General features: G+C 68.8%; 7 protein-coding genes and 3 pseudogenes. 6 read left to right on the top strand and 4 right to left on the bottom strand.

Going from position 1 to position 13,191, the window contains the following annotated elements; all coding sequences use genetic code 11:
- Positions 1-105: 105 nt before the first annotated feature.
- Both ACZ39I_RS41020 and ACZ39I_RS41015 read left to right on the top strand, forming a co-directional pair.
- Positions 106-1,638 (top strand): alpha-N-arabinofuranosidase, encoded by a 1,533-nt coding sequence (locus ACZ39I_RS41020; protein WP_467250754.1) that lies wholly within the window; start codon positions 106-108, stop codon positions 1,636-1,638.
- A 43-nt stretch (positions 1,639-1,681) separates the two neighbouring features.
- Positions 1,682-2,689, top strand: a complete 1,008-nt coding sequence (locus tag ACZ39I_RS41015) for a LacI family DNA-binding transcriptional regulator (RefSeq protein ID WP_467250752.1) — start codon at positions 1,682-1,684, stop codon at positions 2,687-2,689.
- A 74-nt stretch (positions 2,690-2,763) separates the two neighbouring features.
- Here ACZ39I_RS41015 and ACZ39I_RS41010 read toward each other — a convergent pair whose 3' ends face one another.
- From ACZ39I_RS41010 to ACZ39I_RS40995, 4 genes are all read right to left on the bottom strand, one after another.
- Entirely contained in the window at positions 2,764-3,789 is a 1,026-nt protein-coding gene (locus ACZ39I_RS41010) for a LacI family DNA-binding transcriptional regulator (protein ID WP_467250750.1), read from the bottom strand.
- The gene (locus ACZ39I_RS41005; protein ID WP_467250748.1) at positions 3,786-4,835 is read right to left on the bottom strand and encodes a substrate-binding domain-containing protein; all 1,050 of its coding nucleotides are present in this window, start codon (positions 4,833-4,835) and stop codon (positions 3,786-3,788) included. The genes ACZ39I_RS41010 and ACZ39I_RS41005 overlap by 4 nt, the downstream gene beginning before the upstream one ends.
- A 1,005-nt stretch (positions 4,836-5,840) precedes the next feature.
- The gene (locus ACZ39I_RS41000) at positions 5,841-6,101 is read right to left on the bottom strand and encodes a hypothetical protein (RefSeq protein WP_467250746.1); all 261 of its coding nucleotides are present in this window, start codon (positions 6,099-6,101) and stop codon (positions 5,841-5,843) included.
- Positions 6,102-7,075: 974 nt separating this feature from the next.
- On the bottom strand, positions 7,076-8,521 hold the full coding sequence (locus tag ACZ39I_RS40995) for a glycoside hydrolase family 43 protein (RefSeq protein WP_467250744.1): 1,446 nt from the start codon (positions 8,519-8,521) through the stop codon (positions 7,076-7,078).
- Between the two features lie 821 nt (positions 8,522-9,342).
- On the opposite strand from ACZ39I_RS40995, the pseudogene ACZ39I_RS40990 reads away from it, so the two are divergent.
- The 4 genes and pseudogenes from ACZ39I_RS40990 to ACZ39I_RS40975 form a co-directional block, all read left to right on the top strand.
- Positions 9,343-9,732 (top strand): annotated as a pseudogene (locus ACZ39I_RS40990) (IS21 family transposase); the annotation flags it as partial.
- Between the two features lie 316 nt (positions 9,733-10,048).
- A complete protein-coding gene (locus ACZ39I_RS40985) occupies positions 10,049-11,488 on the top strand; it encodes a non-reducing end alpha-L-arabinofuranosidase family hydrolase (RefSeq protein WP_467250742.1) in 1,440 nt (479 codons plus the stop codon).
- A 365-nt stretch (positions 11,489-11,853) separates the two neighbouring features.
- A pseudogene (locus ACZ39I_RS40980) lies at positions 11,854-12,962 on the top strand (ricin-type beta-trefoil lectin domain protein).
- A 48-nt stretch (positions 12,963-13,010) separates the two neighbouring features.
- Positions 13,011-13,153 (top strand): annotated as a pseudogene (locus tag ACZ39I_RS40975) (IS701 family transposase); the annotation flags it as partial.
- Positions 13,154-13,191: the final 38 nt, after the last annotated feature.

Below are 13,191 nucleotides of genomic sequence, written 5' to 3'. Positions count from 1 at the left end.
GCCCCGGCCGTCGGAGACCTCCGACGGCCGGGGTTCCCCAGGCCCCGAGGAGCCCTCGTGGCCGCCCCTTCTATCGATACACATCCCACCCCCTGGAGCCACCCCGTGCCCACCGCCACCGCCACCGCTGTCATCAACCTCGACATCGAGGGCCCGACGATCAGCCGCCACCTCTACGGTCACTTCGCCGAACACCTCGGCCGCTGTGTCTACGGCGGCTTCTGGGTCGGGGAGGACTCGCCGATACCCAACGAGGGGGGTATCCGCCTGGATGTCGTGCGGGCTCTGCGCGCGCTGAACATCCCGAACCTGCGCTGGCCGGGCGGCTGTTTCGCCGACGAGTACCACTGGAAGGACGGCATCGGCCCCCGGGACCAGCGCCCCCGCATGGTCAACACCCACTGGGGCAACGTGGAGGAGAACAACCACTTCGGCACCCACGAGTTCATGGCCCTGTGCGAGCTGCTCGGTGCGGAGCCGTACATCAGCGGCAACGTCGGCTCCGGCACGGTGCAGGAGATGAGCGATTGGGTGGAGTACCTGACCCGTGACGGCGACAGCCCGATGGTGCGGCTGCGCAAGGCCAACGGCCGGGAGGAGCCGTGGCGGGTGAAGTTCTGGGGTATCGGCAACGAGACCTGGGGCTGCGGCGGCAACATGCGCGCGGAGTATTCCGCCGATCTGGCCCGCCAGTACGCCACGTACTGCCGTGACCACAGCGGCAACACGCTGTACCGCATCGCCTCCGGCGCGACCGGCGACGACTACAAGTGGACCGAGACGCTGATGCAGCAGATCAGCTGCTTCGGCTGCGAGGCCACGCCCCGCAACTTCTTCCAGGGCCTGTCCGTCCACCAGTACACGGTGATCGGCCCGTGGGACGCGAAGGGCAGCGCCACCGACTTCGACACGGACGACTACTACCGCACGATGCTGGAGGCCAAGCGGATCGACCGTATCCTCACCGGCCATTCCACGGTCATGGACTGCTACGACCCGGGCCGCAGGGTCGGGCTGGTCCTGGACGAGTGGGGCACCTGGTGGGACACGGAGCCCGGCACCAACCCGGGCTTCCTCTTCCAGCAGAACGCCCTGCGCGACGCCCTCGTGGCCAGCACCCACTTCGACATCTTCCACCGGCACGCGGCACGCCTGTACATGGCCAACATCGCCCAGACCGTCAACGTCCTCCAGGCCATGCTGCTCACCGACGGCGACGCACTGGTCCTAACCCCGACGTACCACGTCTTCGAAATGAACAAGGGCCATCAGGACGCCACCTCGCTCGCCGTGCACCTGCATGCCCAGAACGCCCAGCGCCGGGTCGGGGACAGCGAACTCGACACGCTCTCCGCCTCCGCCAGCATCAAGGACGGCACGGTGCTGATCTCACTGACCAACCTGGACGCCCAGGAGCCCGCCGAGGTGACACTCGACCTGCGCGGCGGCTCCGTCGGCGAGCCGACCGCCCGCCTGCTGACCGCAGACCGGCTCCAGGTCCACAACACCGCGGAGACGCCCGAGGCGGTGGCCCCACGCCCGTTCGACGCGGTGAAGTCAACCGGCCAGGGAATGGTGCTGACGATTCCCCCGCACTCGTTCCTCACCATCCAGGCACCCGTGGCCCACCTGCGCTGAGGCCTGCCACGGCGTCTGCGCCCACCATCGACCGAGGGTAAACGTGGCAACCATCCAGGACGTGGCGAAGGCCGCCGGGGTCTCGGCGATGACCGTCTCCAATGTCATCAATGATCACCCGAACGTGCGCAGGGCGACGCGGGAGAAGGTCCTCGAGGCGATGGCCCGGCTCGACTACCGCGTCAATCTGGCAGCCCCCAACCTGCGCAAGGGCCGGACCGGCACCATCGGTCTCGCCATTCCGGGGGTCAACAGTGCGTACTACGGCGAGTTGGCTGCCGCCATCGTCGCCGCGGCCGTGCGGTACGACCTGCGGGTGAACATCGAGCAGACCGGTGCGCTGCGCGAGAACGAACTGGCTGCGCTGTCCCTCTCACGCAACCGGCTGTACGACGGACTCCTCCTCAGCCCCGTGGGCATGGGCTCGGCCGATGCCGAGTGGCTCAACGTCGACTACCCGGTGGTCATCCTTGGTGAGCTGATCATCGGGGGCCCGGTGGACCACGTCGCCATGCCCGATGCCGACGCGTCGAGGGCGGCCACGCGCCATCTGATCGATCGAGGCTGCCGGCGCATCGCGATCCTGTGCGGGCCGGTGGGTGAAGAGGTGGACGTGTCCAGCCTGCGCCACACCGGATACCGGCAGGCACTGGAGGATGCCGGTCTGCGGGTGGATCCCGCTCTGACCCAGAGCATGGAAGCGTTCACGATGCGGGCGGGTGCACAGCGCGCCCGGGGGATGGTGGAGAGCGGGCTCGGCTTCGACGGTGTGTTCTGCGTGACGGACACCCTGGCGATGGGCGTGCTGCGCGGCCTCGCCGACGTCGAGGTGCGGGTCCCCGAGCAGGTCGAGGTGATCGGCTTCGACAACGTCGAGAGCAGCGAGTTCCTCGTCCCCTCACTGTCCACCATCGATCCGGATCACGGCGCCATGGCCGAGCGGGCGGTCGCGCTCCTCGCCCGGAGGATCGGCCAGGCCGAGCTCCCGCAGGACCGGGAGGAGTTCGTCAGCCACTTCTCCCTGGTGGTACGGGAGTCGACCGGCGGCTGACCCGGCAGCCGCCCGCCCGACACAGAGCTGCTGACCGGCCATCAGGTTTGGCTGGGAGGACCACTACGACATGCTCAGCGCTTCGGCCGGGCCGTGCTGCCGCGGACGGTGAGGGTCGTGGCGATCTCGGTGCCGCCCTGCTGGACCTCCTCGCGACGGCCGAGGGCGAGCGCCAGTTCGGTCGCGGCGGCTGCCATCTCGTTGAGGGGCTGGTGCACCGTGGTCAGCGGCGGCTCGGCCCATGAGGCGATCGGCAGGTCGTCGAAGCCGACCACGCTCAGGTCGCGGGGGACGGACAGCCCGAGTTCTCCGGCGGCCTGGTAGACGCCGAGCGCCTGCGGGTCGGAGACGGTGACGAAGGCGGTGGGCCGCTCGGGGAGGGCGAGCAGCTCGAGTGCGGCGGCCCGGCCGCCCTCGCGGGTGAAGGGGGAAACGGCCAGCAGCTCGGGATCGGGCGCCAGTCCGTCCTGGGCGAGCGCCGCGAGGAAGCCCGACTGCCGGGGCACGATGACGGGCTGGCCGGTGCCGCTGATCATGGCGATGCGGCGGTGCCCCAGGTCCAGCAGGTGCCGCATCGCGGCCTGCCCGCCGCGGAAGCCGGTGGAACCCACGAACGGCACCTCGTCGGGGAGGTCGTCGAGCGGATCGATGATGACGAAGGGAATGCCCGCCGCGGTCAGCTGCTCGCGTTCCTCCGGCGAGAGCCGGTTCACCGCCAGGACGCAGTTCGGCCTGCGGCTGGCTGTCTCCTCGATCGAGCGCCCCGGTGGGCCGTCACTGCGGACCTCGGAGACCATCACCACGGCCCGGTGCTTGCGCGCTGCCCGCTCCACCCCGCGGATGACCTCAACCGCCCACAGGCTGTCGAGCTCACGGAAGACCAGCTCCACGACGTTGCTGCGGTTGCCGACCGGCTTGCGGTAGCCGTGGAGGGTGATGAGTTCCTCGACGCGCGCGCGGGTCTGGTCCGAGACGCCGCCGCGCCGGTTGAGCACCTTGGACACGGTCGGAATGGAGACGCCCGCCGATTCCGCGATGTACGCGATCGTGACGGCGCCCGCTTCCGCGCCCGCTTCCGCCCGGTCGTCCGTCGCCTTCATGCCGTCCCGTTCGTCGTGCCGCCGTGCTGCCGCGGAGGCGCGGTGCTCTGGCGGACCACCAGTGCGGTGGCGATCTCCACCCCGGTCTGGGGCAGTTCCCCGCCCCGGCCCAGCGCGAGCGCCAGGCCGGCGGCGGTGGCTGCCATCTCCCGCAGCGGCTGGTGCACCGTGGTCAGCGGAGGATCGAGCAGCGCCGCGACCGGCAGATCGTCAAAGCCTACGACGCTCAGATCGCCGGGAATGGACAGCCCCAGCTCCCTGGCGGCCTGGTAGACGCCGAGCGCCTGCATGTCGGAAGCGGCGAAGATCGCGGTCGGCGGGTCGGGGAGCGAGAGCAGCTGCCGTGCGGTCGCATGGCCGTCCTCGAAGGTGATGGGCGTCCGGGGCGTCAGCCCGGGCTCCGGGGACAGGCCGGCCTCGGCCAGCGCGGCGAGGTGGCCGGCCTGCCGGGCCACACAGTAGGGGTGGTCAGGACCGTTGATCATGGCGATGCGGCGGTGCCCGAGCCCCAGCAGGTGCCGCGTCGCCGCTTGGCCGCCGCGGAAGTTCGTGGAGCCGATATAGGGCGTGCCCTGCGACAGCTCGGTGATCGGGTCGTAGACGACGAAGGGGATGCCCTGCGCCGTCAGCCGCTCGAGCGCCGAGGCCGGGAGGGGCCGCACCGACAGGCAGGGGGCTCCGGCGCGCAGGGGCAGCAGCTCACCGGAACGGGCCGCGAATCCGCTCACCACGAGCCCGACCCGCTGCTCCCGCGCGACGGCTTCGATACCCTGCAGGATCTCCTCGCTCCACATGTTCGTCAGCTCGTGGAAAACCAGCTCGACGAGCTCGCTGTTGTCCCCCGGCTGGTCGGCGCCGTGGTGCCGCAGCAGCTCCTCCACGCAGGCGCGGGTGCGCTCCGGCAGGGCGTGGTGGTCGTCCGACGGCGGCTGCGGGGCCGGGGTCGGAGCCGGGAGGTCGGCGGGATCGGTCATGCAGGCGATCGTGATGGAGCTCCGGGTGTCGCCCGGAGCGGCCAGGTCCTCGCCCTCGCCTTTGTCCGTCACATTCGCCTCCTGGTTCACGCCGGTGCGTCCACGACCGCCGCCCTTGCCGGACAGGCCCGGCCGAGGAGCGGCCTTCCTGCCTGCCGGGGCCATTGTGGCACTTCAGGGCACCGGGCAGGGATTGGTTCGCCTGGGCGGGACCTTTCGGCAGGCTTCGAGGGCCGGCGCGCCCTCCTGCTGCGCACACCCGCGCGCCGGCCCGTGGACCGGGCCCGGCGCGCGGGTGTTCCTGCTCGGCTGCCAGGCGATGATCGTCGACCAGCGAGGCCCAATTGCCCTGTGATGACGGGTTCTTGGTGACGGTGACGGTGACCTTGAGGATGTGGGCCGCGGTCGGGTCGAGTCCGTCGGCGGTGAACACCGGTGCGTTCACCCCCTGGCTGGAGCTGCGGTACAGGTCCACGGAGGTGGCCGCGCCGCCGTCGACGGAGACGCCCATGATGCCCTGGCCGTTGTAGGCCGTGGAGTTCAGTGCCACCTAGCTGCCCTCGAAGCTCAGGGTGACGGTGTCGCCTGTGGTGTTGGACCAGGTGTTGCCGCTGCCGCCGGCTCGGTGAAGGTCCGGAGCACGGCGTACTGGGAGCAGAACGACCTTGCGCTCAGGAACGCCGGGCCGCTCACCGCGCTCACGGTGGAGGTGCACGTTGCGCTGACCGGCTCGGTGCAGCAGACCGGCAGCTGGCGGACCCTGCCCAGCGACGACTTCAGCGTTACCATCCAGCAGACCGGACATTCGCTGGTCTACCGGTGGGTGCTGAAAGCCGGACGCACCGTGCCGCCTGGCCAGCACGTGTTCGCCGTCCAGTTCAACCACGCGACGGGACGCGCAGCGCCGCAGGCGACAACTACCGCGTGGACGCGCAGGGCAGGCGGGCGGCGCAGTCTCGGTCTGGGGCGGCTTCGCGGGCCGATGACCGCCGCCGCCGGAGCGGAGACCGACGGCCGGGGCGCACTCCCCGGGTGGGCGGTGTCGCTGCCGGCCGTCGGTCACTCATTCACGTGGTCTCACTTCCCGTGCAAAGCCCTGCGGCGATGTCCGCGAAGCACCAGGACGCTTCCGGCGATGATGGCCAGCAGGCCACCGAGGGCGCTGTAGGTGACCGTGCTGCTCACCTCGGTGGAGGCCAGGCTGCCGGACGTGCTGCTCGGGGTCGGCTGGGCGACGGGTGCGCCGGTCCCCGCCTGCGCGCGGGTGCCGATGGTGCCGGAGGCGGAGACAACCGGCGCGGCGGCGGTCGGTGTGGCGGCGGCCGACGGCTTGTGCACGCCGGCAGTCCCCGATGCGGGCTTCAGCTGAAGGGTCGTGATCGAGTACGGCGGCAGCGTCTGTGCGACGGCCGTGCCCTGCTGCGCCGTCGTCAGGCCGGTGCCTCCCGTGCCAGAAGAGCAAGGCCGTGCACCAGAAGAAGACGAAGCGCTGGACGGTCACGCTGGCCGCTGTCGCTGTCGGGATCTTCCTCTCGACTGTCAGTCTCGTGCTGCACACTGACGGCCATGACAAACGCACAGAACCAGGGGAACCCGCCCCCACCTCCTCCGCCTCCCCCTCCGCCCAGCCTCACTGACTCCCTCGCCAATCCGGCTCTTGTGGGCACGGAGAAGAGGAGCGAAGGCAAGCCCGCAGGCAACCGGGCGCCCCCGGGACGGGGCATCGAACGGCGCTGACCCGTACCGCGCGAGCGGTCCTCGCCTGTCGTGGCGAGACAGCACGAGACCCCGGGCATCTGCAGCCCGGAGTCTCTCTGTGCTCTGGGGTGTCCGACCGGTTCAACGACCCGCCGACGGAAGCGTCACGCCACTCATACCCAGCTCCCGCACCGCGTCCAGCCGCCCTGAGTACCGAAATGCGTGGTGACGGCCGGTGATCCCGTTTAGCGTGATCTGGCTGGCGATCGTCAGCAGCATGTGGTGAACACGCTGGAGTCGGTTGTCACCTACGAAGCCATCGGCCCTTTCCTCCACCACAACGAATTTGTCAGTGGGTGGGACAAGGGCCGGGCGGAGGGATCGGGCGCCGCCGTGCTCCCTTGCGCGTCGGCGGGGGACGTGAAGACGGCCGCCGGACTGGCGGTTACAGCCTGTGGAGCGCAGGTCAGAGCAAGACTCGTTCCGGCATAGCGAGATGGAGCAGGAAACCACCGGTTCCCGTCCGAAGACTGTGCCGCTGCGCGGCACAGTCTTCGGACGGGAAGGCCGGAATCCGCGGGCTTCAGCCCGGCGAGCAAGCTAACGCGGTGCGGCTACGCGGCGCGGGTGAACTGCCACCAGTTCATGTTGAACAGGTAGCCGCTGCCGCCGGTGAACCGCAGGTAGAGGTCCTGGGTCCCCGTCACGCCGCTCACTGGGCAGGTCACCGTGGTCCAGGCCTGCCAGCCGCCGGTGTTCGGCACACTGCACCGGCCCACGACCGTCCCGCTCGGACTGCCCAGGCGCAGCTCGACGGTGCCGCCGTCGGTGGCGGAGGCCACGCGCGCAGTGTAGGAGGAGGCACCGGCCCCGAAGGCCGCGCCCTTGACCTTGATGTAGTCGCCGTTTTCGATCCAGCCGACGTTCATTCCGCCGTCACTGGTCCATTCGGTCTCGATCCCGGAACCCCAGGCGATCGTCTCGGCCTCCTGGCGTACGTACGGGTCAAGCGCACCGACCTGGGGTGCACCGGGGCTCGTCATGTTGATCGTCGGGATCGTGCCGTCGGCGTTGTAGGCGAACTTCTCCACCGCGACCGAACGGGTGAAGTTGCCGCCGCCCGGGAGGGCGCCGTTTTGGTAGAAGAAATATGAGTTGCCCTGGAAGTCCACGATGCCCGCGTGGTTGGTGAAGCTGTTGCCCTGGGTGGGCATGACTGTTCCACGGTAGGTCCACGGCCCGGTCGGGCTGGGTGCCGTGGAGTAGGCGATGAACTCCGAGCAGCACTTGGCCGCGTACACCAGGTAGTACAGGCCGTTCCGCTTGTAGACCCAGGGTGCTTCTTCGTACAGCGTGGGGCGGTCGGGGTTGTCGGTGCGGGTTCCGAAGCCCGCGGTGGTGAGGGGGATTTGGGTGGGGCTGCCTGCGTAGGACGTCATGTCCGCGTTCAGCTTGACGTACCAGAGGTTCGGGTTGCCCCAGTACAGGTAGGCCTGGCCGTCGTCGTCGATGAAGACGGTCGGGTCGATCTCACTGTTCTCTATCAGCGGGTGGCCGAGGGCGTCGCGGAAGGGGCCGGTGGGGCTGTCCGACACTGCCACGCCGATGGCCATCCGGCCGGTCGCCCGGGCCGTCACCGGCACATACCAGTAGAACTTGCCGCCCCGTTCGATGGCCTGGCCCGCCCACGCGTCGGCGGACGCCCAGCTGAAGGTGTTCAGGCTGAGCGGCGAGCCGTGGTCGGTCCAGTTGACCATGTCGGCGGAGGACCACACCCGCCAGTCCTTCATCACAAAGGAGGTGGAGCCGTCCTCGTCGTGCCCGGTGTAGAGGTAGACCCGTCCGTTGTAGACCAGCGGGGCCGGGTCGGCGGTGTAGACGTTCTGCACGATCGGGTTGTCGGCCCTGGCCGCGGTGGGCTGCACCGCGGCGGGCACGACGGCGAACACGAGCAGGAGGCCCACCACCCAGGCGGCTGCCCGGGTGAGTCTCGTACCGGTGGCGGGTGATCTCACTGCGGTCGGGTGAGCCGTTGGCCTGTGGACGGCGGTACTGGCCATGGTGTGGTCCTTCCTGGTGCTGCGGGTCGGGGACTGAGCGGCTGGTCAGATGCGGGGGAGGAACGTTGCTGCGCTCGGGGGGTGGTCAGCGCGAACCGGGCGATACGGACGGAGCCGCCGAGTGTCTGTGCGGCGTAGCCCGTGACGTTGGCGCTCGCGACTTCGGCGCCGGTGCCGGTGGTGTTCCAGGTGCTGTCCGTCGCGGATCGTCGCGTAGTCCAGCTGGATGGTCGCGGTGGAGGTGGGTCCCAGAATCCGGTGGGTGAGGGTATTTCGGGCCCAGTACAGGTCGTTGGTGGCTCGCGGTGCGCAGGGTCAGGCCGTTGTTGACGGACCACTTGTCGTGGTCTGGATTGTGGTTCGATTCCCGCTTCGGTTTCACGGTCGTTCCGTCGAAGGCGTCGCCGCCGGTCAGTGGGGTGAACTGGCGGGATGGGGGCGGCGGGACGGGGCTGGGATACGACGTGCCCCAGGCACGGCCTACGAGTTGGACGACGGGTCGGCCGCGCCAGGCCTGACAGGAGGACCACGGCCGCGCGGCGCCGGCGCGGGCGTGGGCATGGGCATGGTGCGGACGACGTCACACGATGCTCCGGGAGGCGATCGGGGGCTCGCCGCACGAATGCCGGGTGCACCTTCCAAGTCCGGCACTTGGCGTGTGGGGGAGAGCCTTACTGGACGGATGATGCGGGTGCTGTCATGGCCGGCTGTGCACCATGCGCAAGCCGCTTCGGCCGGGCGTGTTCGGTACTGCGAACGTGAGCCGATCCTTCGGACGGCACGGATCCTAGGAGTTGAGAGCGGACAGCACAAGATCCTGGATCGACCCGTTCATGCCAAAGTGAGGAGTGGGTCGACCGGTCGCAGCGCACAGTGCGAGCCGACAAGCTCCACGAACGCCTCCATCTACTGGGGTTCATCGGGGACGAGCGGACGACGCGGCGGGCGGTCGCGCGGGCGAAGGGGACAGTGGCGGGCCGGCCACTGTCGTACTTACCGGCCGTGGATCGCCGAGCCCGGTCTCTGGTTTCAGTTCGACTGGGGATTAGGTCCGAAGTGCCTGGTCCGAGCGGTGGAAGCGCGCGAGACGCTGTTGTTCTGCGCATGGCTGGCGTGGTCCGCTTTTGCTCACCGACAACGAGAAGACGACGACCATCGACTGGGTCACCGGGATCGCGGTCCGTCATCCTCAAGTCGTGCACTTGGACCGGGCGGCAACCTATTCGGGAGCGGCGGCAACCAGTACTGCAACGGTGCTTGTCCAAGTCCGCGCCCGCACCGCTACCTGACTCCGTGTCAAATGCCCTTGCGACCGCGGAACTTGTAGCCGCCTGGTTTCAGCCTGCGAACGTTTTTGCCCGCGAATCGTGTGCGAAGTATTGACGTTGATCGTCGGGTCTTTATCATCCAATTGATCGACACTTCGACCATTGTTCGGTATATCGGACATGGGTGTATCGCGTCGGCATCCGGACAGCCTCTGACGGGGTGGACCGGACCCGCTTGCTCAAGGATGACGAGGTCCTTATGCGCACACGTAGTTTCAGCCGCAGACGTCCGTCGGCGGTGTTCGCCGCCGTGGTCGCGGCCCTGGCCGCGTTGGCGGCGCTGCTCGTGGCCGGCCCGGCCCAGGCGGCCACCACCAGTGACGTGCGCGGTGTTGATTCCGGCCGCTGTCTCGACGTGGCGGGCGTCAGCCAGACCGACGGCGCGAACGTGCACATCTGGGACTGTCACGGCGGCACCAACCAGCAGTGGACGCTGACGGACAGCAGTCAGCTGACCGTGTACGGCAACAAGTGCCTGGATGCCCGGGACGGCGCCACCACCTCCGGGACCCCGGTGCAGATCTGGGCATGCAACGGCAGCGACAACCAGCAGTGGCGGGTGAACCCCGACGGCACGATCGTCGGCGTGCGGTCCGGGCTGTGCCTGGAAGTCTCGGGCTGGGGCAAGGCCAACGGCACAGAGGTGCGGCTCTGGTCGTGCACCGGCGGCGCCAACCAGAAGTGGACCGGCCTGTCCGGGGCGAGCAACGCGTGTGCTCTTCCGTCGACCTACCGCTGGACATCGACCGGCCCGCTGGCGGAGCCGAAGGCGGGGTGGGCCTCGCTCAAGGACTTCACCAGCGTTGTCCACAACGGCAAGCACGTCGTCTATGCCACGACGCACAACACCCTTGCCGGTGACGATGGGCGCTGGGGATTGGCGACCTTCAGTCCCTTCACGAACTGGTCCGACATGGCCACCGCCACCCAGTACACGATCCCCTTCGACGGCATCGCGCCGACGCTCTTCTACTTCGCCCCGAAGAACCTCTGGGTGCTTGCCTACAACGGGGCTTGGCCGTACAGCTTCGGCTACCGCACCTCGAGCGACCCCACCAACCCCAACGGCTGGTCCGCGCAGCAGGAACTGTTCACGGGCACCCTCCCGAAGGGCGGCCCCCTCGACGTGACCCTCATCGGCGACGACACGAACATGTACATGTTCTTCGCCGACGATGAAGGCGGCATCTACCGCGCCAGCATGCCCATCGGCAACTTCCCGAGCACCTTCGGTTCGTTCACGAAGATCATGAGCGAATCGTCGCTCGACCTGTTCGAGGCGGTCGAGGTCTACAAGGTCCAGGGCCAGAACCAATACCTCATGATCGTCGAGGCCCAGAACTACACCGGGTACGGTCGCTACTTCCGCGCGTTCACGGCCACCAGCCTCGACGGCACGTGGACACCGTCACCGCAGGCCAACACCGTGACCAGCCCCTTCGCCGGCAAGGCCAACAGCGGCGCGACCTGGACCAACGACATCAGTCACGGCGATCTGGTTCGCACCAACCCCGACCAGACCAAGACCATCGACCCCTGCAATCTGCAGTTCCTCTACCAGGGGCACGACCCCAGCACCGACGGCGGGGACTACGGCCTCCTGCCCTACCGGCCGGGCGTGTTGACACTGCAGCGCTAGCCGACGGCATGACACAGGTCAGGCTCCGGGGTTCCTCACGTTCGCGGGCAACGACGCACGCCGAACCGGGCCCGGAGCCCGACTGAACCATGCCTCGACACCTCGTCAGGCCCTACCCACCCGACAACGTGACAACGCCCACCGGTGGCCGGCCAGTGCTTTCACCGCGAGGGGGCCGGGCATGCCCGCTCGCTGTGGGAGCGGTCGCGGGCAGCCGGCTACGCGCAGGTTCCCCACCACGCCGTTCCGCCAGTACGTCATGCGCCCGCCGATGCCAGCGGGACGACACAGCAGCCGAGTTGCCGACACGAACGTCGAGCAGCCCGCGCCAGATTCAGCACTCACCCGCAGAAGAGGACGACTGCATGAGAAAGCCTTGGATCCTGCCCCTCATCACGCTGGTCACTGCCGCGCTCGGGATGACGGCAGCAGGTGTGGCACCTGCCTCCGCTGCCTCGAACACGCCCTTGCGGGTCATGCCGCTCGGCGACTCGATAACGTGGGGCGTGGGAAGCAGCACGGGCAACGGCTACCGGGCCCCGTTGTGGGACAAGCTCGCGGCAGACGGCCATCCGCTGGACTTCGTGGGCACGGGGCGGGGCGGTTCGATGTCCGACCCCGACAACGAAGGTCACCCCGGATACAAGATCCACCAGATCGCCGAACTCGCCGACGCCTCGCTGACCCGCTACCGGCCCAACGTCGTGACGCTGATGATCGGCACCAACGATCTCAACGAGAGCTATCAGGTCCCCACCGCCGCCGACCGGCTGAAGTCGCTGGTCAACCAGATCACCGCCGACGTCCCCGACGCCACCGTCCTCGTGGCCTCCCTGGTCGTGTCCACCAGCGGCTCGGAGGAGCAGTACCGTGCCGCGTACAACCAGGCCATCCCCCAGATCGTGAGCGAGGCACAGTCCGCGGGCAAGCACGTCGCATACGTGGACATGAGCAGCCTGACCACGGCCGACCCCTGGACGACTTCCTGCATCCCAACGACGCGGGCTACCAGAAGATGGCCGACGCCTTCCACCGCGGCATCCAGTCCGCGGACAGCGCCGGGTGGTTGAGAAACCCCGCGCCCGCCCCGGCACGCGTGCAGTCCGACACGGGTGGCAAGTGCCTGGATGTCAGCGGCTTCGGGACCGCCGACGGGACCGCCGTCCAGATCTGGAGCTGCGGCGACAGCATCAACCAGTACTGGTCCGCCTACACCGACGGCACCCTGCGCTCCATGGGCAAGTGCCTCGAAGCCGCCGGCTTCGGCACGGCCAACGGCACCAAGGTGCAGCTCTGGACCTGCCACGGTGGCTCCAACCAGATCTGGCAGCCCTACAACGGCGGCTACCGCAACCCCGCCTTCGGCCGCTGCCTCGACATTCCGGGCTTCTCCACGACCGACGGCACACAGCTCCAACTGTGGGACTGCCACGGCGGCTCCAACCAGAAGTGGACCACTCTGGCCGCCGGATGACCCCCGCCCGGGACCGGAGCCCCTCCCCGCCCCGGTCCCGGGATTCGAGGGCGCTCCTGGACCGGCCGGCATCACCACGTCACCTGGTCGCCGCCGCCCATGCGTTCCTGACCGAGCAGCGCCTGGCCCGAAAAGCCGATACAGCGGGTTCACCCTCTACCAGATCCTCGACACCATCCAAGACCTGCTGAAAGAGCGTTTTGCCCCGGCGAAGTTGTTTGGTCCGAGG

It is taken from the genome of Streptomyces sp. NPDC024687 (assembly GCF_055559055.1).
This window is presented reverse-complemented; position numbering and strand designations above follow the sequence as displayed.

Bases quoted from the DNA above. Each gene is read 5' to 3' on its own strand.
- ACZ39I_RS41010 (WP_467250750.1), bottom strand. From the start codon at position 3,789: ATGAAGGCGACGGACGACCGGGCGGAAGCGGGCGCGGAAGCGGGCGCC.
- ACZ39I_RS40995 (WP_467250744.1), bottom strand. From the start codon at position 8,521: ATGGCCAGTACCGCCGTCCACAGGCCAACGGCTCACCCGACCGCAGTG.
- ACZ39I_RS40985 (WP_467250742.1), top strand. From the start codon at position 10,049: ATGCGCACACGTAGTTTCAGCCGCAGACGTCCGTCGGCGGTGTTCGCC.